Source organism: Ochrobactrum sp. PL_is483, from assembly GCF_055816855.1.
The window spans coordinates 769091-789966 of the sequence record NZ_JBVPGS010000040.1; the positions used below are offsets into that span (position 1 = coordinate 769091).

19 protein-coding genes are annotated in these 20876 nt (G+C 59.2%); 9 read left to right on the forward strand and 10 right to left on the reverse strand.

The window, feature by feature from the left end:
• Nucleotides 1–99: 99 nt before the first annotated feature.
• A complete protein-coding gene (locus AC0TNJ_RS21980; RefSeq protein WP_473772389.1) occupies nt 100–1356 on the forward strand; it encodes a multidrug efflux MFS transporter in 1257 nt (418 codons plus the stop codon).
• A 44-nt stretch (nt 1357–1400) separates the two neighbouring features.
• Complete coding sequence (locus AC0TNJ_RS21985) at nt 1401–2051, forward strand: HD domain-containing protein (protein WP_473772390.1); 651 nt, start codon at nt 1401–1403, stop codon at nt 2049–2051.
• Between the two features lie 262 nt (nt 2052–2313).
• On the opposite strand, the gene AC0TNJ_RS21990 is transcribed toward AC0TNJ_RS21985, so the two are convergent.
• A complete protein-coding gene (locus tag AC0TNJ_RS21990) occupies nt 2314–3063 on the reverse strand; it encodes an SDR family oxidoreductase (protein ID WP_473772391.1) in 750 nt (249 codons plus the stop codon).
• Between the two features lie 267 nt (nt 3064–3330).
• Here AC0TNJ_RS21990 and zwf point away from each other — a divergent pair, with 267 nt between their 5' ends.
• From zwf to edd, 3 genes are all read left to right on the forward strand, one after another.
• Complete coding sequence (zwf, locus tag AC0TNJ_RS21995; protein WP_122002011.1) at nt 3331–4806, forward strand: glucose-6-phosphate dehydrogenase; 1476 nt, start codon at nt 3331–3333, stop codon at nt 4804–4806.
• A gap of 23 nt (nt 4807–4829) precedes the next feature.
• On the forward strand, nt 4830–5528 hold the full coding sequence (gene pgl / locus AC0TNJ_RS22000) for a 6-phosphogluconolactonase (RefSeq protein ID WP_122002012.1): 699 nt from the start codon (nt 4830–4832) through the stop codon (nt 5526–5528).
• A 99-nt stretch (nt 5529–5627) separates the two neighbouring features.
• Nucleotides 5628–7451 carry a phosphogluconate dehydratase gene (edd, locus tag AC0TNJ_RS22005; protein WP_473772392.1) on the forward strand — a complete coding sequence of 608 codons (1824 nt, stop codon included), beginning with the start codon at nt 5628–5630 and terminating at the stop codon, nt 7449–7451.
• A 103-nt stretch (nt 7452–7554) separates the two neighbouring features.
• On the opposite strand, the gene folD is transcribed toward edd, so the two are convergent.
• Nucleotides 7555–8454: a bifunctional methylenetetrahydrofolate dehydrogenase/methenyltetrahydrofolate cyclohydrolase FolD gene (gene folD, locus AC0TNJ_RS22010; RefSeq protein WP_122002014.1), complete on the reverse strand. Its 900-nt coding sequence runs from the start codon at nt 8452–8454 to the stop codon at nt 7555–7557.
• A gap of 148 nt (nt 8455–8602) precedes the next feature.
• A complete protein-coding gene (locus tag AC0TNJ_RS22015) occupies nt 8603–10276 on the reverse strand; it encodes a Wzz/FepE/Etk N-terminal domain-containing protein (protein ID WP_473772393.1) in 1674 nt (557 codons plus the stop codon).
• A 117-nt stretch (nt 10277–10393) separates the two neighbouring features.
• Here AC0TNJ_RS22015 and AC0TNJ_RS22020 point away from each other — a divergent pair, with 117 nt between their 5' ends.
• Nucleotides 10394–10990 (forward strand): HD domain-containing protein, encoded by a 597-nt coding sequence (locus tag AC0TNJ_RS22020; protein WP_473768323.1) that lies wholly within the window; start codon nt 10394–10396, stop codon nt 10988–10990.
• Between the two features lie 137 nt (nt 10991–11127).
• On the opposite strand, the gene AC0TNJ_RS22025 is transcribed toward AC0TNJ_RS22020, so the two are convergent.
• A complete protein-coding gene (locus AC0TNJ_RS22025) occupies nt 11128–11730 on the reverse strand; it encodes a hypothetical protein (RefSeq protein WP_122002017.1) in 603 nt (200 codons plus the stop codon).
• 167 nt (nt 11731–11897) lie between these two features.
• Here AC0TNJ_RS22025 and proC point away from each other — a divergent pair, with 167 nt between their 5' ends.
• Nucleotides 11898–12713: a pyrroline-5-carboxylate reductase gene (gene proC / locus AC0TNJ_RS22030; protein ID WP_473772434.1), complete on the forward strand. Its 816-nt coding sequence runs from the start codon at nt 11898–11900 to the stop codon at nt 12711–12713.
• Here proC and AC0TNJ_RS22035 read toward each other — a convergent pair.
• The 5 genes from AC0TNJ_RS22035 to AC0TNJ_RS22055 are packed head-to-tail and all read right to left on the reverse strand — an operon-like array spanning nt 12710 to nt 17657.
• Nucleotides 12710–13453: an ATP-binding cassette domain-containing protein gene (locus AC0TNJ_RS22035; protein WP_473772394.1), complete on the reverse strand. Its 744-nt coding sequence runs from the start codon at nt 13451–13453 to the stop codon at nt 12710–12712. The two genes, proC and AC0TNJ_RS22035, sit on opposite strands and share 4 nt — an antisense overlap.
• Complete coding sequence (locus tag AC0TNJ_RS22040; protein WP_473772395.1) at nt 13446–14201, reverse strand: ABC transporter ATP-binding protein; 756 nt, start codon at nt 14199–14201, stop codon at nt 13446–13448. The genes AC0TNJ_RS22035 and AC0TNJ_RS22040 overlap by 8 nt, the downstream gene beginning before the upstream one ends.
• Complete coding sequence (locus AC0TNJ_RS22045) at nt 14198–15028, reverse strand: ABC transporter permease (protein WP_473772396.1); 831 nt, start codon at nt 15026–15028, stop codon at nt 14198–14200. The genes AC0TNJ_RS22040 and AC0TNJ_RS22045 overlap by 4 nt, the downstream gene beginning before the upstream one ends.
• Entirely contained in the window at nt 15025–16026 is a 1002-nt protein-coding gene (locus AC0TNJ_RS22050) for an ABC transporter permease (protein WP_473772397.1), read from the reverse strand. Before AC0TNJ_RS22050 ends, AC0TNJ_RS22045 begins: the two co-directional genes overlap by 4 nt.
• A 17-nt stretch (nt 16027–16043) precedes the next feature.
• Nucleotides 16044–17657, reverse strand: a complete 1614-nt coding sequence (locus AC0TNJ_RS22055) for an ABC transporter substrate-binding protein (protein WP_473772398.1) — start codon at nt 17655–17657, stop codon at nt 16044–16046.
• A 499-nt stretch (nt 17658–18156) separates the two neighbouring features.
• Here AC0TNJ_RS22055 and AC0TNJ_RS22060 point away from each other — a divergent pair, with 499 nt between their 5' ends.
• Nucleotides 18157–18501 (forward strand): BRA0787 family protein, encoded by a 345-nt coding sequence (locus AC0TNJ_RS22060; RefSeq protein WP_473772399.1) that lies wholly within the window; start codon nt 18157–18159, stop codon nt 18499–18501.
• Nucleotides 18502–18570: 69 nt separating this feature from the next.
• Here the strand turns inward: AC0TNJ_RS22060 and AC0TNJ_RS22065 are convergent, their stop codons facing one another.
• Nucleotides 18571–18993, reverse strand: a complete 423-nt coding sequence (locus AC0TNJ_RS22065) for a tellurite resistance TerB family protein (RefSeq protein ID WP_006470576.1) — start codon at nt 18991–18993, stop codon at nt 18571–18573.
• Between the two features lie 200 nt (nt 18994–19193).
• Here AC0TNJ_RS22065 and AC0TNJ_RS22070 point away from each other — a divergent pair, with 200 nt between their 5' ends.
• Nucleotides 19194–20849, forward strand: coding sequence for a lysine--tRNA ligase (locus tag AC0TNJ_RS22070; protein ID WP_473768318.1), 1656 nt, complete (start codon nt 19194–19196; stop codon nt 20847–20849).
• Nucleotides 20850–20876: the final 27 nt, after the last annotated feature.

Here is a 20876-nt window from a genome sequence, read left to right on the forward strand (position 1 = left end):
TAAATCTGCACCCCGATTGACAAGCGGCGTCAACAGGCGCACTCATGCATACCAATTTGGTATCCCAAAACGGCATACATTGCAACCGCGAGACATGACATGAGCACCGCCCAAGCCGCCGCCGGAAATGAAACGACCCAGCAAAGCAATGAAACGGTCCAGGAAAGCCACGAACGCTACTGGAAGCAGAACCTTTTGATCTGCCTCATCGGATCGTTCACGACGCTCATTGCCATGTCGCTGCTTCTGCCTTTCCTGCCGCTTTATGTGGAGCAGCTTGGCGTCGCCGATCACGCGGCCATCGTGCAGTGGTCGGGCATCGCCTATGGCGCGACCTTTCTGGCAGCAGCCTTCGTCGCGCCGCTGTGGGGCAAGCTCGGTGATCGTTACGGGCGCAAGCTCATGCTGATCCGCGCCAGCCTCGGCATGGCCATCGCCATGTCGCTGATCGGCATGGTAACGAGCGTGTGGCAGTTGGTGGCGCTGCGCCTGTTTGTCGGCATTGCGGGCGGCTACTCGTCCGGATCGATGATCCTCGTCGCCACGCAGACGCCGAAGGACAAGACCGGCTGGGCGCTGGGCGCGCTTTCGGCGGGTATCATGGCGGGCAATCTGGCAGGCCCGCTGCTCGGCGGCGCCTTGCCGCCGCTGATAGGCATCCGCGCGACCTTCTGGCTGGCAGGCGGGGTGATCTTTCTCACCTTTCTGGCCACGACTTTCCTCATTCGCGAAGAGCGCAAGCCGCCAAAGCCGACGCAGGAACAGAAGGCGGAATCCATCTGGAGCGCAATTCCCAACCGGAAACCGGTCATCGCCATGCTGGTGACGGGCATGCTGCTGCTTTTCGCCAATATGTCGATAGAGCCGATCATCACCGTTTACGTAATCCAGTTGATGGACGACCAGACGAAAGTGACGCTGATTTCCGGCGTGGTGATGGCTGCGGCAGCGCTCGGCAGCATCCTGTCATCCTCGCGATTGGGCCGCCTTGCCGACCGCATCGGCCATACGCGCGTCATCATCGGGGCGCTTTCGGTTTCCGCGCTGCTTTTGATCCCGCAGGCTTTCGTGACGGAAGCCTGGCAACTGATCGGCCTGCGCTTTCTGATGGGGCTGGCGCTGGGCGGGCTTCTGCCCTGCATCAGCAGCGTCATAAGGCACAACGTTCCCGACCGTGTGGCGGGCGGCGTGCTTGGGCTTTCCGTCTCGGCCCAATATATCGGACAGGTTGCCGGGCCAGTTGCAGGCGGCTTCGTCGGCGGCCACTTCGGCATGCGTTCCGTGTTCCTCGGCACATGCCTGATCATGGCGCTCGGCGCAATTTATAACTGGACCGTCCTGCGCAAGAACCCGTAGTTTCCGTCATCGTCCGAATCCCCCGACACAATGGCGGAACCAGCATGACAGCCCATATTTTCGCGCCTTTCGAAATGCTTGCGGAAAGGCTTTTGCCCCATGCGCTTGAACACGGCGAGGATGGATCGCATGACCTTTCCCACCTTGCCCGCGTTTGGAAAAACGCAGCCGCAATCCAGCGTCAGGAAGGCGGCGATGCCGAAGTGCTGTGCGCCGCCGCCCTGTTGCACGATTGCGTGAGCGTGGAGAAAAACTCGCCTGACAGAAATCGCGCTTCGCGACTGGCGGCGGAAAAGGCAACAACCTTGCTGCAGAACCTTGGCTGGGATGAAGTCCGCGTCGGCCTTGCCGCCCACGCCATTGAGGCGCACAGTTTTTCGGCCAATATCGAGCCCGTCACGGTGGAAGCGAAGATATTGCAGGACGCCGACCGGCTGGATGCCATCGGCGTCATTGGCGCGGCACGCTGTTTCTACATTGCGGGCCGCATGGGCAGCGCGCTTTACGACTGGCGCGACCCCCATGCCGAAAACCGTCCGCTGGACGACAAGCGCTTCGCGCTCGACCATTTCCGCACCAAGCTGTTCGGCCTCGCCTCCGGTTTCAGGACGGAAACCGGAAGGCGCATGGCCACTGAGAGGCACAGGCGGCTGGAAGCCATATTTGATGACTTCCTGGCCGAAGCCGATGGCTAGGGTCAGGACCTGTTAATTTGATGGAAATGGCACCTGAAATGACAAGAGCTGCCAGGAGAGCCGCGAAGGACGGGGTGGTTCCCCCGGCCGAGCGGTTCGACGCAGCAGATCGCCAGTCATTTCGGTGTCCAGAGGATGTGGTCCATCCGCCCGGCTACTTTGTCGAAAAGTCTCGAAAATGAACCACATTTCCTTCGCCTTTTCTCCTCGTATCCAAACGGATGGCCTCACACCATTTTCACCAAATTAACAGGTCCTGACCCTAGATAGAGTAACCGCCATCGACATTAAGCGCCGTCCCCGTCACCATGGAGGCGGCGTCGGAGGCCAGCCAGAGCGCGGCTTCCGCCACATCGTCGGGCGTTGAAAAACGGTCGAGCGGAATGGTGCGTTTCAGCGCTGCGCGGGCTTCCGGCGTATCCTCTTCCAGAAACAGCTTCAATGCCTCTCCGTCGCTTTCGGCGGGGCAAATGCAGTTGACGCGGATGTTCTTCTCCGCCAGTTCCAGCGCCATCGCCTTGGTCGCGCTGATGATCCATCCCTTGGAGGCGCTGTACCAGACAAGCCCCTTGCGCGGACGCAGTGCGGTTGCCGAAGCCGTATTGATGATGACGCCGCCACCCTGATGCTCCATGATCGGCACAACGATCTGGCTGGAATAATAAAGCGCCTTCATATTCACGGCGGCGATCAGATCGAAACTGTCCTCCGTCACTTCCGTCAACGGCATGTTGCGATGCGTGAAACCGGCATTGTTGACCATGATGTCGATGCGGCCGAACGCCTCGAAGGCCGTGCGCGCCACGCGCTCCATGTCGTCCTTGCGCGATACATCGGCCTGAACGGAAAGGCCGCTCCTGCCGATATCGGCCAGCTCGTCCTCGACGCGCTTCACATTCACATCTGCGAGAACGACCTTGGCGCCTTCGGCCGCAAACCGGCGCGCCATGCCTGAACCGAAGCCGGAACCGGCGCCGGTGATGATCGCGACCTTGTCTTGCAGCCTTTTCATGTCATTCTCCTTTGGCATAACCAAGATACCGTCCAACCTGGCCAAATCACTTGAATCCAGATTGTTTGTTCCAATATGGCCTTAAGATGAACATGTCATGTGTGCACAAGCCGTTAATCCGTCAATTATCGCAGGGCGCGTTCAATTTCGCGGGAATGCGGCATTGCGACTGTTGAATTTAAATCGATTAGATAATAGACAAGGGCAGCGTGAAAATCGCATGCTGCTCACAGGCAGACTGATTTGCGCAAGAAGAGAGAGCGATAGATGACCAGCCAGACAATTCCGGTAGAGCCCTTCGACTGCATCGTGTTCGGCGGTTCCGGCGATCTTGCCGAGCGCAAGCTCATCCCGGCGCTGTATCAGCGTCAGCGTGCAGGCCAGCTCACCGACCCGACACGTATCATCGGCGCATCGCGCAGCGCCATGACGGATGACGAATACCGCCAGTTCGCACGCAATGCCATCCATGAGCATGTGAAGGCCGAGGAAGTCGACGAGAAGGAAGTCGACAGCTTTCTCGCCCGCCTCAGCTATGTGGCTGTCGATGCCAAATCCGAAGAAGGCTGGGATACGCTCAAGACCCTGATCGGCAAGAAGCCGGAAAAGATTCGCGCCTTCTATCTCGCCGTCAGCCCTACGCTTTTCGGCGACATCGCCACGCGCCTGAAGGCACATGGCCTCATCACCCGCGACACGCGCATCATCGTGGAAAAGCCGATTGGCCGCGATCTGGAATCCGCCATGGCGCTCAACGATACGCTGGGCAGCGTTTTCCGCGAGGACCAGATTTTCCGCATCGACCATTATCTGGGCAAGGAAACCGTGCAGAACCTGATGGCGCTGCGCTTTGCCAATGCGCTTTATGAGCCGCTGTGGAACTCCGCCCATATCGACCATGTGCAGATCACCGTCGCCGAAGCCGTCGGCCTGGAAGGGCGCGCAGGCTATTACGACAAGGCGGGCGCGCTGCGCGATATGGTGCAGAACCATATTCTCCAGCTTCTCTGCCTCGTTGCGATGGAGCCGCCTGCATCGATTGAAGCCGACGCCGTCCATGACGAAAAGGTCAAGGTTTTGCGCTCCTTGAAGCCGATCACCAATCTCAATGTCGAGGACGTGACGGTGCGCGGCCAGTATCGCGCCGGAGCTTCGGCAGGCGGTCCGGTGCGCGGCTATCTGGAAGATCTGGAGAGCGACACCAGCAATACCGAAACCTTCGTGGCGCTGAAGGCCGAAATCGCCAACTGGCGCTGGGCTGGCGTGCCGTTCTATCTGCGCACCGGCAAGCGGCTTGCCACGCGCGTTTCGGAAATCGTCGTCACCTTCAAGCCGATCCCGCATTCCATCTTCGGTGAAAGCGCTGGCAAGGTGATAGCCAATCAGCTTGTCATCCGCCTCCAGCCGGATGAAGGCGTGAAGCAGTGGCTGATGATCAAGGATCCGGGTCCGGGCGGCATGCGCCTGCGCCACGTGCCGCTGGACATGAGCTTTGCCGAATCCTTCAGCGAGCGCAATCCGGATGCCTATGAACGCCTCATCATGGATGTCGTTCGCGGCAACCAGACCCTGTTCATGCGCCGCGACGAAGTGGAAGCCGCATGGCGCTGGGTCGATCCGATCCTTCAGGGATGGGATTTGAACAGCCAGCCCGTTCAGGGCTACACAGCAGGAACGTGGGGTCCCTCGTCCTCCATCGCGCTTATCGAGCGTGACGGGCGCACATGGCACGAGAGCCTCTGATTTCTGTCTTGGAAGGGAATGGAATGAGCATCGAACGGCACGATTTCACCAGCGGAACAGAACTGGCGCAAGCGCTCTCCGAAGCCATTGCGAACAAGCTGAATGCCGCCATCGCTGAACGGGGACAGGCAACGCTCGCCGTCTCCGGCGGCACCACGCCGCTCAAGCTGTTCGAGGTGCTTTCCCGCAAGATGATCGACTGGAACCTCGTCACGATCACCCTCGTGGACGAGCGTTTCGTGCCCGCTGAAAACGAGCGCTCCAACGAAAAGCTGGTGCGCGAGCATCTTTTGCGCGACCATGCAGGTGTGGCCCGGTTTGTCGGCCTCTACAATCCGGCGGCGACGGTTGAAACGGCGGCGCTTGCCGCCGCCAGCCGCATCGATGCGCTGCGCCAGCCTTTTGATGTGGTGGTGCTGGGCATGGGCAATGACGGTCATACCGCATCCTTCTTTCCCGATGCCGACCGGCTCGATCAGGCGATCGATCCGGCAACGCGCGCGCTCGTGCTGCCGATCCATGCCGAGAGCGCCGGTGAAAAGCGCCTGACGCTGACCCTGCCGCTCATCGCGGAAGCCGACATGCTGGTGCTGCACATCGAAGGCGCTGCCAAGCAGGCAACGCTGGAAAAGGCGCTTTCCGGCGACGACGAGAATGAAATGCCGGTACGAGCTGTCTTCCATCATGCCCGCACCCCCGTCCAGCTCTACTGGACAAGCTGAAGCGTATCCCGAAAAACGTGAAACGATTTCGGACAAGATGCGCGTGAAAACAAAGAGATAGAGCATTTCCAACAGGCCAGATTGGCACAGGTGATACCCATGCCCATGCAGTCCGCACATAAACGCATACAGGAAATCACCGCGCGCATTCGCGAACGCTCCAAGCCGACCAGAGAGGCCTATCTTGGCCGTGTGCGTGAAGCTGCTTTGAAAAAGCCGAACCGCACGGTTCTGGCCTGCGCCAATCTCGCCCATGGCTTTGCCGCCTGCGGACCGCATGACAAGGCAGCGCTGATCGGCGACGAGATTCCAAATCTCGGCATCATCACCGCCTATAATGACATGCTGTCGGCGCATCAGCCATTCGAAACCTTTCCGCAGCTCATCAAGCAGGCGGCGCGCGAAGCGGGCGGCGTGGCGCAGGTTGCAGGCGGCGTGCCCGCCATGTGCGATGGCGTGACGCAAGGTTTTGCCGGCATGGAACTGTCGCTGTTCTCCCGCGAAGTCATCGCGATGGCGACCGCTGTCGGCCTGTCGCACGATATGTTCGATGCCGCCGTCTATCTCGGCGTCTGCGACAAGATCGTGCCGGGCCTCATCATCGGTGCCTTGACCTTCGGCCACCTGCCCGCCGTCTTCGTGCCTGCCGGTCCGATGACCAGCGGTCTGCCGAACGACGAGAAAGCCAAGACCCGCCAGCTGTATGCGGAAGGCAAGGTCGGGCGCGCCGAACTGCTGGAGTCAGAATCGAAATCCTATCACGGTCCCGGCACCTGCACTTTCTACGGCACGGCCAATTCCAACCAGATGCTGATGGAAATCATGGGCCTGCATCTGCCGGGCGCATCCTTCATCAATCCGGGCACGCCGCTGCGCGATGCCCTGACCCGCGAGGCCGCCAAGCGCGCGCTGGCCATCACCGCCTGCGGCAATGAATATACGCCGGTCGGCGAAATGCTGGACGAGCGTTCCTTCGTCAATGGCGTCATCGGCCTCAATGCGACCGGCGGCTCGACCAACCATACCATCCATCTGATCGCCATGGCGGCTGCCGCCGGTATCAAGCTGACATGGCATGATATTTCGGAGATTTCGGATGTGGTGCCGCTTCTGGCGCGTGTCTATCCAAACGGCCTTGCCGATGTGAACCATTTTCATGCTGCTGGCGGCATGGGTTTCCTGATCCGCGAGCTTCTCGATGGCGGCATTTTGCATGAGGATGTGCGCACTGTATGGGGCGAAGGCCTGCGGCCTTATGCCATTGAACCGAAGCTCGGCGCCGACGGCAATGTCGTGCGCGAGCCGGTTCCGGAAAAAAGCGGCGACGACAAGGTTCTGGCCAAGATTCATGCGCCGTTCCAGCCGACCGGCGGCATCAAGGTTCTGACCGGCAATATCGGCAATGCGATCATCAAGGTTTCCGCTGTGAAGCCGGAGCGTCAGGTCATTGAAGCACCCGCCAAGGTGTTCAACGATCAGGCGGAAATGCAGGCCGCGTTCAAGGCTGGCGAGCTGACCGGCGATTTCATCGCCGTGGTCCGCTATCAGGGTCCGAAAGCCAATGGCATGCCGGAACTGCACAAGCTGATGACCGTCCTCGGCATCTTGCAGGATCGCGGCCAGCGCGTTGCCCTTGTCACTGACGGCCGTCTGTCGGGGGCATCTGGCAAGGTGCCTTCCGCCATCCATGTCACGCCGGAAGCGCTCGATGGCGGTGTCATCGGGAAAATCCGCGATGGCGATGTTATCCGCCTCGATGCCGTCAATGGTACGCTGGAGGTTTTGGCCAATATCGCCCTGCTGAACGATCGCGGCGAGGATCGCCCCGATCTTTCCGGCAATGAACATGGCATGGGACGCGAATTGTTCCGCGCCTTCCGCCAGATCGCCGGACGGGCCGACGAAGGCGCTTCGGTGTTCTGAAAACGCCCGAATAAAATTAAGGCAAAACAGTGATTCACACTGTTTTGCCCTTCAAACCATCAAAAACGGAATGAAACTGCGCAAAAAGCGCAGCTCAATTGTGTCAAAAAACTGGCTTTTTCACGCCAGCAGTGCGGCAAGCCGAGGTGAGCGTGTTTGCCATGAGCATGGCAATGGTCATCGGACCGACGCCGCCTGGGACCGGCGTGATCGCTCCGGCGACCTTTTCGGCTTCCGCGAAATCGACATCGCCAACCAGCCGTGTCTTGCCTTCGCCCCGTTCCGGCGCCGGAATGCGATTGATGCCGACATCGATTACCGTTGCGCCCGGCTTGACCCAATCACCCTTGACCATTTGCGGACGCCCGACCGCTGCCACCAGAATGTCAGCCGTGCGGGCAATTGCGGGCAGGTCCTTCGTGCGGCTGTGTGCAACTGTCACTGTTGCATTGGCGGCGAGCAGAAGATTGAACATCGGCTTCCCGACAATGTTGGAACGCCCGATCACCACGGCATTCAGCCCGGAAAGATCGCGGCCATGAACGCGCTCGATCATGATCATCGCGCCTGCTGGCGTGCAGGGAACGAAAGCCGTTTCGACCTCGCCGGTGCCAAGCTTTCCGACATTGATGAAATGGAAGCCGTCGACATCCTTGTCGGGAGAAATGGTCTGGATCACCCGGCCTGCATCAATGTGCTTGGGCAGCGGCAACTGCACCAGAATGCCGTGGATGGCGGGATCGTTGTTCAGGCCCTCGATCAGGTCGAGAAGTTCCCGCTCCGACGCCGTTTCCGGCAGATCATGCTGAACGGAGTGAAAGCCGCATTCCTTGGCCTTGCGGCTCTTGGAAGCGACATAGACCTGGCTTGCCGGGTCTTCGCCGACAATCACCACTGCAATGCCGGGCACGATGCCGGTTGCGGCCACGAGCTTTTCGGTTTCGGTCTTCACCGTGGAAACCACATCCTCGGCGAGCTTCTTGCCATCAATCAATTGGGCCATAGCGAGCGCTCCGTTCTTTCGTGATCGTCAGGGAGATACACGACATATTTTCCGCACACATGCCCATAAGCGTCATGACGCCCGATGACAATCGGCGAATGCGCGACAATGCAGGATTTTATAGCAGGATTTTATGAAATTTCAGATGTTAGAGCCGCGAGGCGCGGGACGAACGCACCTCATCAATGGCACGACCGATGGCCGAATTTTCCCGCGGTCGGCTGGCGCCTTCATTCTCGGCTTCCCAGCGCGCATTGGCTTCGCGGATCACGGCGGCAAGACGGGTCTCGCCATAGGTTTCAAGAACGTCTTCCGGCTCGGCTTCCGTCTTTGACGACGACCGGGGCTCGCGACCGGCCAGCGCCATGGAAAGGAGGCCAAGCAGGAAGCCGCCCCCAAATCCAACAGCGATGATCCATTGCGGCGGGAGACTGCGCGGGTTCGGTTCAGCAATGGCAGGCGCAACAATCCGCACTGTCGCCGCCGAGCCGGTCGAGGCAGGTTCACCCCGCGCCGCGCGCATCTGCAAATCTTCAAACAGCGCCTGCTTTGTCGCGGCATCGCGCTCAAGCATTTGCAGGCGGGCCTTGTCTTCATCCGTCGCGGGCGCCGAGCCGAAACCAGCAATGGCGGCGGCGGCTTTCTGTTCGCGTTCGACTGCATTCTTAAGATCGGCCTGCAAGCGGCTGCGCTGGCTGGAAATCTCCTTATCGATCTCCGCCTCAATCTGCTTTGTTTCAGCCCCCTGCCCTGCGGCGCGATAGCGCTCCACCAGCGCGCCGAGTGGCCCGGAACGCATGCTTTCCGGCACGCCTTCGCGGACAAGACTTCCGGCGTTGGCTCCATTCAGGCTGTTGGCCTCCGCGGCGATCCGCTCCGTCTCGGCCTTGCTGTAGGCGAACTCGCGTTGAAGCGCTGCCTTGTTGTCGTCGTTGCCAAAATCGCGGCTGACACGAAAGGCAGTTGCCGCCTGTCGCGCCGCTTCGGCATCCGCCTCCAGACTTTGCAGGCGCGCCGGAAGATCGCCTTCAGCCGCGCTCAATGGAGAGCCGCCTTGCAGATGATCGCGAAACGCCTGCGCAACCGCATTGGCCAGAAGCGCCGCCGTTTCCGGCCTGTCTGCCGTGGCCTCGACATTCACCGTGCCGCTGTCGAGCGCCTGTGTGAAATCAAGACGCTGGCGCAGTAAATCGACACCAGACGGTTTTGACGCTGGCGTTTGCAAATCCTCGGGCAGTAACCTGTTCAGGCGAGCGCGCAATTCCTCCTGAAAGGAAGGTCGGCCCAGATCCTCCGCGCGCGTTATGCGCGCCATCTGCGCGGCACGTTCCAGAACGGCATTGGAGGCAATTTCACTGCGCCGTTCCGGCGGGAAAACCTGCATGGAAGCCGTCGCTGCATATTGAGGCGGCACGAGAAAGGCATATGTCGTTGCGATAATTCCGCCCAAGAGCGTAAAGCCTGCCAGAAGCCCCCAGCGCCGCCTGCGGCGCGGTAATTTCACCGGCTCGTTTTCAGGCTTCGCGGAAGCTTCCGGCGCAGATTGCGCGCTCGCCGCCGCACCGTCGAGATTGGCCTGCAATGCCTCACGCACGGCATACATGCGGCCTTGCATATCGGCCTTCCGATCAATCGAGCCATCATGCCCGGCATCCAACAATTCCTGCTTGCGGCGAAGCAGTTCCTCGCGGCGCCTTTGGTGTTCGCGCTCTTCATCGTTCTGGAAAACGCGGGACGAGGGAACCGGCTCAAGAAATTCCGGCGCATAGGCCAGCAGCGGGCGGGCAGCCGCACGTCTCGCCTTTCTGTCCCTTTCCACCATCGTTCCGTCCCGCTTGCACCGTGGCTATTGATCCAGATTAATATTCATTATGGCAAATAAACCGTTAAAATTGCAATTATATGTGTTGATTCATGTAGATAAATCAGGAGGCCAAGTATGAGCGCCGAAACGGAATACGCCATCGATCCAGACCGGCTGAATGGCATCATCCGATTTATCCAGAATGCAGAACGGCTGAAAAGCACATTACGTTCCGGTCACACCTCCCAGGGCCGACCGGAAAGTACGGCCGAACATAGCTGGCGGCTGTGCCTGCTGGTATCGCTGTTCGACCGGGAACTCGGCGATTGCGACCGGCTGAAACTCATCAAGATGTGTATCGTCCACGATCTGGGCGAGGCGATTTCCGGCGACGTACCTGCTATCCATCAATCTGCCGATGACGGACGCGCCGCGCGCGAAAGAGCCGATCTCCTGACCCTGTGTGCGCCGCTGCCGGATGATCTGCGCAACGAAATCATGGAGCTTTGGGCGGACTATAACGAAGGCAACTCACCGGAAGCGATATTCGCCAAGGGCTTCGACAAGCTTGAAACCATGCTGCAGCACAATATCGGGCTCAATCCGCCGGATTTCGACTATGCTTTCAATCTTGGCTATGGCGTCAGGCAGACCGCCCGCCACCCGCTGCTGCGCCAGTTCCGCGACATCGTGGATGCCGAAACCCGGCGCAATGCAGAGCGGCGGTCGTAAAGCGGTTCCGGTAAAAACAGAGCCGTTCTAACTATTTGTTTTATCGCATTATCCAACGCATCGAAGCGGGATAAGAAATCAGTCCAGTGAACTGATTTCCCCGCGTAGACGTTTCACAATTTTGGCTCGAAAATGCTCTAACTCAGGGTCGCGAAGTGGCGCAGGGTGAAAGTGATCTGGTAAACCAGCGCAACGGCTGCAAAAACCGCATGATAGCGCCGGTTGCCCCATAAAACGGCGATCAGGCTGAACAGGATGAAGCAGGCAACCTGAATGGGATATTCGATCCCGTAGACCCGGTAGTGATCGGCGCCTTTCAACAGTGTATCGATGAAGTCCGCCACATAGACCAGTGCCAGAATGCCGAAGAACCACTTGCGCCGGGAAATGAAGTAATCGCGGTAGCCGGTATATTCCTCCATGCTGTCGGGAAAAAGCAGCGTGCAGAGCAGGAAATAGAGGCCGGCATAGAAGATCACAAAAAGATATTTCTCGAAGGTCCAGAGCTGAATGGTTCGCAAGCCGAACTCGAACCACCAGAAATGGATGACCGAAAGCAGGATGAAACCCACCCATGCCAGATGGACCGGATAAATCCTCTGCTTGCCGGGATGCTGGATGAACCGCGCCAACCCCGTCAGAAGGCGGGAAACGCACAGGCCCAGGATCATGCCGATAATGATACGGACATGCCCGAAAGCTTCGGCTGGCGGCACGCCCGTTGTCAAAGCCGCGTCCATTCTTCCCCTCCGAAAATCCAATCAATTCCGGTTCATACTGCGCGATATAGGCTGATGGATCAATGATTTAACCTCAGAAACACGTGGATAGGCCGCATATGCTTGCGCAGTCCGGCGAGGCGGCGCTATACCATGCCCCAACGAACTCCAAGGGTGGAACGATCACTATGCATGACACGGTAATTCTGGTTGGTTGCGGCAATATGGGCTTCGCCATGCTCAAGGGCTGGCTCGATGGCGGTATCCTCAAGGCGAAGGACGTTTACGTCGTGGAGCCGACGGAAGCGCTTCGCGATCGCGCTGCTGGCGCTGGCGTTCATGCCTTTGCCGATGCTGACGCCCTTCCCGGCGATCTGAAGCCGCGCATGGTTCTCGTGGCCGTCAAGCCGCAGGTCATGGCACAGGTTCTGCCTGCCTATAAGCGTTTTGCACCCGCCGCCACTTTCGTCAGCGTCGCAGCAGGTATTCCGGTCGCGCTTTTTGAAAGCCAACTCGGTCAGGACGCAGCCGTGCTGCGCTGCATGCCCAACACGCCCGCCGCCATCGGCAAGGGAATGCTCGTCACCTACAAGAACGCCAATGTGAGCAACGAAGATGAAGCTTTCATCGCCCGCCTGCTTGAAACATCCGGCAAGGTCGCAAGCGTGAACGATGAAGCGCTGATGGATGCCGTGACTGCCGTTTCAGGTTCCGGCCCGGCCTATGTGTTCCACTTCATCGAGGCGCTGACCGAGGCCGGTGTGACCGCCGGTCTGCCGCGTGAAACGGCGGCACTGCTTGCCATGCAGACGGTGATGGGCGCTGGCGCTCTGGCCGATGCCAGCACCGACTCGCCGTCAAAATTGCGCGAACAGGTGACAAGCCCGAACGGCACCACGGCAGCGGCGCTCGACGTGCTGATGGGCGGCGACCGCCTCAAGAAGCTGGTTGCGGAAGCCGTGGAAGCTGCCCGCAAGCGTTCGGTGGAACTGGGCAAGGCTTAAACAAGCAGGCGCGGCACCGCTTCGATGAGCGCTTTTGTGACAGGCGCTTGCGGTGCCGCCAGCAGCTCCTGCGTCGGGCGGCATTCGACAATCTGCCCCCGCTCCATCACCGCGATACGGTCCGCCATTTGTGCCGCAACCGCCAGATCGTGCGTGATGAAGAGATAAGCCGTCCGCTCGGCTTTCTGTATGTCCCGCAACAGGTTGAGAATAGCGCCGCGCACGGTGACATCGAGCGCCGAAACCGCCTCGTCCAGCACGACCAGCGACGGCTTGGTCGCAAGCGCGCGTGCAATCGCCACACGCTGGCGCTGCCCGCCGGAAATCTCATGAACGCCGCGCCGCGTCAGCGCCGGATCGAGGCCAACCGTTTGCAGAAGGCTGGCAATGTCGCGCTTCAGCCTGTGAATGCGCAGCGGCTCGCTCAGGAGATCATGAACGCTCGCACGCGGGTTGAAGGCTGAAAGCGGATCTTGAAACACCATTTGCATGCGCGCCCGTGCTTTGCGAAGTTCGGCACCGTTGAGCGCCAGCCAGTCTCCGCCTTCAAAGCGGATTGCGCCGCTTTGAAGCGGGTGAAGCCGCAAAAGTGCACGGGCCAGCGTGGACTTGCCGCTGCCGGACGGCCCCACCAACGCCAACGTTTCGCCTCGCTCAATCGCGAGGCTGACGCCATCCAGCGCGCGGGCGTCACCATAACGCAGGATGAGATCGTCGGCTTTCAGAAGCGGTTCAGCCATGGGCCGCCTCCAGCACCGGCACGGCGGCGATAAGCGCTTTGGTATATTCCGTTTGCGGGTTCGAGACGATATATCGTGCCGGGCCGAACTCCACCAGCTTTCCCTGACGGAAAACAGCAATGCGGTCGGCCAGCCCCGACGCCAAAGCGATATCGTGGGTGATGAAGATCAGCGTCATTCCATCTGCACGCACCAGTTCGCGCAGGAGCGAGACGATCTCCTTCTGCACGATGGTGTCAAGCGCGCTCGTCGGCTCGTCCGCGATCAGCAGGCGCGGGCTGGCGGCAATGGCGAGCGCAATCGCGATGCGCTGCTTCTGCCCGCCGGAAAACTGATGCGGATAGCGTGCAAAGCTGGCCTCCGGTTGCGGAATATGGACCCGCTGCAAAAGGCTTATTGCTTTGGCTTTTGCCGCCAGCGGGTCGATTTTCGCATGGGCGCGGATGGTCTCGACAAGCTGCGCGCCGACCGTCATCAGCGGATCGAAGCTTGATGCCGGGTCCTGAAACACGAAGCCTATGTCGCGCCCCGGTCGCGGCTTGCCATCCGCCCAATCCAGTTGACCGGACATGCGCGCATTGCCCGGCAGGAGCGATGCCAAGGCCAGCGCCAGCGTGCTTTTGCCCGAACCACTTTCACCAATGATCGCCAGCGTTTCGCCCTGCCCTATATCGAGATTTATACTCTCCAGCGCAGGCTCGCTGCCGTAGGATACGGAGAGTTTTTCAACGTGGACAAGGCTGCTCACGACCGCACCTCGCGCCGCGACAGACTATTCGTCAGCCCTTCGCCCGCCAGATAGACGCCGACAACAGTCGTTGCCAGCGCCAGCCCTGGCAAAATTGAAAGCCATGGGGCGGACCGCAGGACCGTGCGCCCTTCGGCGATCATGCCGCCCCAACTCACGCGGTTGGGATCGCTGAGGCCCAGAAAGGACAAAGCCGCTTCGATCAAAATGGCTGAAGCGACGATGACCGGCGCCAGCGCCAGCACCGGCGGCAGGGCATTGGGCAATATCTGGCGGAAAGCGATTTCCATCGGATGCATGCCGATGACGCGGGCCGAGGCCACATAGTCGCTTTCGCGGATGGAAAGCACCTGTCCGCGCGTGAGGCGCGCCGCCTGCGTCCAGCTTGAAAGCGCAATCGCAGCGATCAGCACCGGCAGCGACGGCCCGGCAATGCTGACCAGAGCCAGCGCCAGCAGGAAGCCCGGAACGGTCTGGAAGGCTTCGGTGATGCGCATCAGCACCTCATCGACGATACCGCCCGCAAAACCGGCCAGCGTTCCGACGATGCTGCCAAGGATGATCGAAGCCAAGGCCGCTGCCAGCCCGACGAGAAGCGAGGTGCGCGCACCATAGAAAATCCCGGCCAGAACATCGCGTCCAAGCCGGTCTGTTCCGAAGATAAAGTCCATATTTTCAAAAGGTTGCAGCAGCGGTGCTGAGACAATGCTTAATGGATCGCCGCGAAAGAGGAGAGGTGCCATAAGTGCTGCGAGCACAAGCAGGGCCAGCAGGATTGTGCCCGTTATACCTTCACCCGTTCTGAAATAACGTTTCGAGTGACTCATGCCCCGCCGCCTCCAGTCGCGATACGCGGATCGAGCCAGAGATAGATCAGGTCAATCAGGAAATTGACCACGATCACCATGACGGCGCTGACCAGAATGACGCCGAGCAGAAGCGGTGTATCACGGCTTGCGACGGCCTCCTGCGCCAGCCGTCCCAGACCCGGCACTGCGAAGACGCTTTCGATCACCACGCTGCCGCCAAGCATGGACGCCGCCTGCAAGCCCAGCACGGTGACGACTGGCAGAAGTGCGTTGCGCGCAACGTGACGCAGGACAATGCGCGGATGCGAAATGCCCCTCGCCCGCAAGGCGCGCACGAAATCCATACGCCAGATATCAGCCATGGCGGCACGCATCACCCGCAGATAAAGCGCCAGATAGATCACCGCCAGCGAGACAACCGGCAGCACCAGATGAACGGCAATGTCGCCAGCCCGCGCCAGCCCATGCTTGCCGGAGGCGATTGTTTCAATGCCGCTCGACGGCAGCCAGCGCAGCCGGATCGAAAACAGGATGACCAGCACAAGTGCCAGCCAGAAACCGGGGATCGCATAAAGGACGAGCGATGCCACGGAAAGGAACCGGTCGCGAAAGCTTCCGGGTTTGGCACCGGCAACGATGCCCAGAAGCGAGCCCACGGCAAAAGACAAGGCTGTCGCCGCCCCCATTAGAAGCAGCGTGTTGGGCAGGCGTTCCAGAATGACGACAAGAATGGGCCGGTTGAAACTGACGGACCAGCCGAGATTACCCTGCGTAAGCGCGGCCAGATAGGCCCCGAGCCGGTGCCAGACCGACTGATCCAGCCCCCAGCGCGCCCGCATTTCTGCAATCGTCGCCGCATCGCCGCCGAATGTCACGGCATAGGCGTCAACGGCATCGCCAGGCGCGCTTTCCAACATGAAAAAGCAGCCGACAATGACAATCAGCAGCACGATTATGCTGCCGACCAATCGTTTGCGGAAAAGGGCCAGAATCTGTTTCACAACGGCAGGATACAATCAATCCGGGAGGTTCGTCACTGTTCCAGCCAGGTATCCGCCCAATTGGAAACAGCCCAGCGCGGATTGTTGGAAACATTCTTCACCCGGTCACCGGCAACCGTGATGAAACCCCATTCCGCGACATTGATGAGCGGCAAATCCGCCTCCACCATCTGCTGGAACTGATGATAGAGCGCCGTGCGCTTTTTCTCATCAATCTCGCGCGCCGCATTGGCGATCAGCGCGTCTAGTTCTCCATTGGCATAGCCGCCCTGATTGGAGAACGGCACGCCTGCCGGTATGCCGCTTTCCACCAGAATTGTCGTCGATATGGCCGGATCGCCGCGATAAACCGTGGGCGCGATGGCCAGATCGAATTCATGGTCGGTATAAACCGCCTTCTGATGCGCGGCGGAGTCATTGTTGACGATGCGCGCATCGATGCCGATGGCGGCAAGCGCCTGCCGCAGATAATCGCCGAACTGCTTGGTTTCGTTGAAATAAGGTGCGGGCAAAAGCCTGAGCGTGAAGCGCGTGCCGTCCTTGCCCCGCTTGTAACCGGCCTCGTCCAGCAGCGCATTGGCCTTCGCCACATCGAACGGATAGGACGGCACATCATCGGTATAGAACTGGCTGTCATAGCGCGGCACGGGACCGGTCGAGGACTTGGCATAGCCGAGGAAAATCGTCTTCACCACGAAATCGCGGTCGATGGCATGGGCAATTGCCTGTCGAACCTTCCGGTCCGCCAGTTCCTTGCGACGATGGTTGATCTCGACAACGAGCTGATAAGTCAGCGCTTCATAGCCCTTGGAGATGACCGTCAGGCCCGGAACTTTCGAGATGCGGTCCAGATCGGCGAGCGGCACGGCAGAAAAGGCGGCCAAGTCGATTTCTTCCGCCTCCAGCGCGCCAGCCGCTGCCGCCCGATCCGGCAGCACGCGATAGACGATCTCGTCCAGATAAGGCTCGCCCTCGCCCCAATAATCGTCATTGCGCGCCAACCGGTAATATTCGCCAGTCTTGTGTTCGGCATATTTGAACGGGCCGGTGCCGACGAGCTTTTCATTGGCCGGATTGGCCATGATGTCAGTGCCCGCAAAGACGTGCTTCGGCAACACAGCGGTCAGCGCCGGCAAGGCATTGCGAATAAGCTGAAAGGGCGTCGGTTCAGAAAAATGGAAGATGGCGGTAAGCTCGTCTGGCGTTTCAACCTTTTCCAGCGCCTTGAACACAACGCGGCCAAGGTTCTGCAGCGGTTTCCAGACTTCCATCGCCGAAAAGGCCACATCCGCCGATGTAAACGGCTTACCGTCATGCCATTTGACGCCATCGCGCAGACGGAACGTCGCGGTCAGCCCGTCGGCGGAGCCTTCCCAGCTCGTGGCAAGCCGCGGTGCGAGACCGTTTTCGCCCTCGAAGGAGGCTTCCGCCAGCGGTTCGATCACCTTGCTTGCGACGAAGAAAACACCGTTGGATGCGACGATGGCCGGATTGAGATTGCGCGGCTCTGAATCGGCGGCCACGACCAGCCGCCCGCCTTTCTGCGCTTGATCTGCCGCTTTCGACCCTCCCGGCCAGACGGCGACAGCAGCCAAGGCGGTCGATCCCGCCAGAAAAGCCCTACGCGACAGAACCAGTTGCGCCATATCTCGTGCCCCGCAATTTATGTCAGTTGTTCGCATTTCTATACCAGTCACCCGGAAATGACAGGATCAAAATCTGTTACGGTGACAATAAATGCCGAAAAACACTTGGCTTTCCGGCATTTGCAACGATCAAGTAAATATAATATTTCAAGGACTGGCTAGCTTATTATTGCAGTAATTCAACCTATGCGTTTGAATTATTTTTCCGACAAAAGCTAAATTAAAGAAAATCCCCTCTTGTCAAACAGGGGTTCCTCCGTAGATCATGGTTAATTATGTGTTGTCGTATTTCGTGAGTTTCAATTTCTGCACGGCACACATGGACCGATGAAGAGCAATTCAGGCTCTTGTTCGAAATGCATTTGTACGCTGCCGGTCCATTCCATCCGGCGACAAATGTCCCTGATTGCTGTTTTACCGCGTATCTTGTTCCGAAAACCTCTCACACTTTTCGGGATGCACTCTAAAACTGAACCACATTGGAAGAGAGGAAACAGAAATGTCCAGTTTGCTGCCCCCGCTTCATGACGGTCACGCACCGATCTATCTGCATCATGCATTTCAGGATGCAGTCGATGCCTATGAGGATTGGACGCTCGAAACGACCGAGCCGTCCGTTGAGGTCAACGGCAAGGTGACACGGATTAGCGTCGTTTTCCGCCGCCTGTGGAACTGCACCGACATGGTGCCGCGCCACACGCTGGAAGCGCTGAAAGATATCGTTCCGACCGGCATCATTCATGCCGAACACTGGAAGGAAACGCCGACATTCGCAGAAGCTGCCCGCATCATGCGTGTCGCTCTGGAAAGGCGCAAGGCACGATTGCTCCCGGTCGTGTGCTGATTTTCCCGAACAAATAGAAACGGGCGGATTTTCCGCCCGTTTTGCATGCCAAGGCTCAGGAAAGCCGTTCTAGACAGCAGGATCGAGCTTGCGAAACCGCACGCGGGCGCTGCGCTCAATGGCGGCAACGGTCAGTTCATCCAGCGTCCAGCGGTCACGCAGCATCTGGAGGAATTCAAGCTCTTCCTGCTCGACATGAAGATCGGCGGCGGCCACTTCGACAGCGAGCGCATAGGCCGTATCGTAGAGGCGTTCCGGCAATGCGTCATGCGCGAGATCGAGGATTTTTTCCAGTCCGTCCTCATCCGCCAGAAGCGCATAGCAATCGCTGGCGAGTTTCGGCAGGCGCTCCTTGTCGAACCCCTGAAAGACCGGCAGGCGGGAAACGACATTGCCAATGGACGACAGCTCCGCATCGGTCATGGTCGTGTCTGCCGCAGAGGTGGTGATCATGATGTAGACAAGCGCATCCTGCGGCGTGATCTTTTTCATCGGGCTACTCCTGTACAACATGATCGGAATCATCATTTCATTGGAATTGACCGGAAAATTAGGAAGCCTCACGCGGTTACGCAAGGAAATTCGGCGCTGACCGTTGACGGCACGGGGTTGCCGCGCCATAGAGCAGGAGCGCGCATTTCGCGCATCGTTTTCAAAGAATAAAGCCCTTCACAGGATATCAGGATAAAATCATGACTTCGCACCGCCTTCCCGAAATCACGCTGACCCCGGAACTGACCGCGGCGGCTGCGGAAGCGAAAGCATGGCCCTTTGAAGAAGCGAAGAAAATCCTCAAGCGCTATGAGAAGACCGGCCTGCCGGATACGGTAATCTTCGAGACCGGCTATGGCCCCTCCGGCCTGCCGCATATCGGCACCTTCGGCGAAGTGGCGCGCACTTCGATGGTGCGCCATGCCTTCCGTATTCTCACTGAAGACAAGGTCAAGACGCGGCTGATCTGCTTCTCGGACGATCTCGACGGCATGCGCAAGATTCCGGACAATGTGCCGGACAGGGCCGCCCTTGAGCCTTATCTGCAAATGCCGCTTTCCGCCGTCCCGAACCCGTTCGGCGGCGATTACAAGAGCTTTGCAGACCATAACAACGCCATGCTGTGCCGCTTCCTCGACACTTTCGGCTTCGATTATGAATTTGCCAGCGCGACCGACTATTACAAGTCGGGCAAGTTCGATGCCGTGCTGCTCAAGGCAGTCGAACGCTATGACGACATCATGAAAGTGATGCTGCCGACACTGGGCGAAGAGCGTCAGGCCACCTACAGCCCGTTCCTGCCGATATCGCCCAAGTCCGGTCGCGTGCTTTACGTGCCGATGAAGAGCGTGGATGCCAAGGCTGGCACGATCACCTTTGACGATGAGGACGGCGTCGAGACCACCCTGTCCGTCACGGGCGGCAATGTGAAGCTGCAATGGAAGCCGGATTTCGGCATGCGCTGGGCAGCGCTCGGCGTCGATTTCGAAATGTTCGGCAAGGACCATCAGACCAATGCGGGCGTTTATGACCGCATCTGCGAAATCCTTGGCGGGCGCGCACCGGAACATTTCGTCTATGAACTGTTCCTCGACCAGCTTGGCCAGAAGATTTCCAAGTCCAAGGGCAACGGCATTTCCATCGACGAATGGCTGGCCTATGCGCCGACCGAAAGCCTTGCGCTTTACAATTTCCAGAAGCCGAAGACCGCCAAGCGGCTCTATTTCGATGTCATCCCAAAGGCGGTGGACGAATATTTCAGCTATCTGTCCGCCTATGAGCGTCAGGAATGGAAGGACCGGCTGAGCAATCCGGTCTGGCACATTCATTACGGCAATCCGCCGAAGGTGAACCTGCCGGTCACTTTTGCGCTGATGCTCAATCTGGTCAGTGCATCGAATGCCGAAAATCCCTCTGTACTGTGGGGCTTCATATCGCGGCACGTGCCGGGCGTCACGCCGGAAAACAATCCGGAACTCGACGCGCTCGTCGGCTATGCGATCCGTTACTTCAACGATTTCGTGAAGCCGACCAAGCAGTTCCGCGCGCCGGACGACGTGGAGCGTGCAGCCCTTGAAGCGCTGGATGCGAAACTTGCAACCCTGCCTGCTGGCACCGATGGCAACGAAATCCAGAACGCCATTCTCGACGTTGCCCGCGCCATCGAGCGCTATCAGGATCACAGCAAGAAGAGCCCGGAAGGTGGCCCCGGCGTTTCGGTTTCCTTCTTCCAGATGCTCTATGAAGTGCTGATCGGTCAGGAACGCGGACCGCGTTTCGGCTCATTCGTCGCGCTTTACGGCATCGATGAAACCCGCGCACTGATCAAAAAGGCGCTGGCTGGCGAACTAGCGTAAGGCACGCTCTGTCCCTGAGCAATGAAA

Coding starts and splice junctions, on each gene's coding strand:
- zwf (WP_122002011.1), top strand. CDS start 3,331: ATGACCAGCCAGACAATTCCGGTAGAGCCCTTCGACTGCATCGTGTTC.
- AC0TNJ_RS22055 (WP_473772398.1), bottom strand. CDS start 17,657: ATGGCGCAACTGGTTCTGTCGCGTAGGGCTTTTCTGGCGGGATCGACC.
- AC0TNJ_RS21980 (WP_473772389.1), top strand. CDS start 100: ATGAGCACCGCCCAAGCCGCCGCCGGAAATGAAACGACCCAGCAAAGC.
- AC0TNJ_RS22020 (WP_473768323.1), top strand. CDS start 10,394: ATGAGCGCCGAAACGGAATACGCCATCGATCCAGACCGGCTGAATGGC.
- AC0TNJ_RS22060 (WP_473772399.1), top strand. CDS start 18,157: ATGTCCAGTTTGCTGCCCCCGCTTCATGACGGTCACGCACCGATCTAT.
- AC0TNJ_RS21990 (WP_473772391.1), bottom strand. CDS start 3,063: ATGAAAAGGCTGCAAGACAAGGTCGCGATCATCACCGGCGCCGGTTCC.
- AC0TNJ_RS22035 (WP_473772394.1), bottom strand. CDS start 13,453: ATGGCTGAACCGCTTCTGAAAGCCGACGATCTCATCCTGCGTTATGGT.
- AC0TNJ_RS22025 (WP_122002017.1), bottom strand. CDS start 11,730: ATGGACGCGGCTTTGACAACGGGCGTGCCGCCAGCCGAAGCTTTCGGG.
- AC0TNJ_RS22045 (WP_473772396.1), bottom strand. CDS start 15,028: ATGAGTCACTCGAAACGTTATTTCAGAACGGGTGAAGGTATAACGGGC.
- proC (WP_473772434.1), top strand. CDS start 11,898: ATGCATGACACGGTAATTCTGGTTGGTTGCGGCAATATGGGCTTCGCC.
- folD (WP_122002014.1), bottom strand. CDS start 8,454: ATGGCCCAATTGATTGATGGCAAGAAGCTCGCCGAGGATGTGGTTTCC.
- AC0TNJ_RS21985 (WP_473772390.1), top strand. CDS start 1,401: ATGACAGCCCATATTTTCGCGCCTTTCGAAATGCTTGCGGAAAGGCTT.
- AC0TNJ_RS22065 (WP_006470576.1), bottom strand. CDS start 18,993: ATGAAAAAGATCACGCCGCAGGATGCGCTTGTCTACATCATGATCACC.
- pgl (WP_122002012.1), top strand. CDS start 4,830: ATGAGCATCGAACGGCACGATTTCACCAGCGGAACAGAACTGGCGCAA.
- AC0TNJ_RS22070 (WP_473768318.1), top strand. CDS start 19,194: ATGACTTCGCACCGCCTTCCCGAAATCACGCTGACCCCGGAACTGACC.
- edd (WP_473772392.1), top strand. CDS start 5,628: ATGCCCATGCAGTCCGCACATAAACGCATACAGGAAATCACCGCGCGC.
- AC0TNJ_RS22015 (WP_473772393.1), bottom strand. CDS start 10,276: ATGGTGGAAAGGGACAGAAAGGCGAGACGTGCGGCTGCCCGCCCGCTG.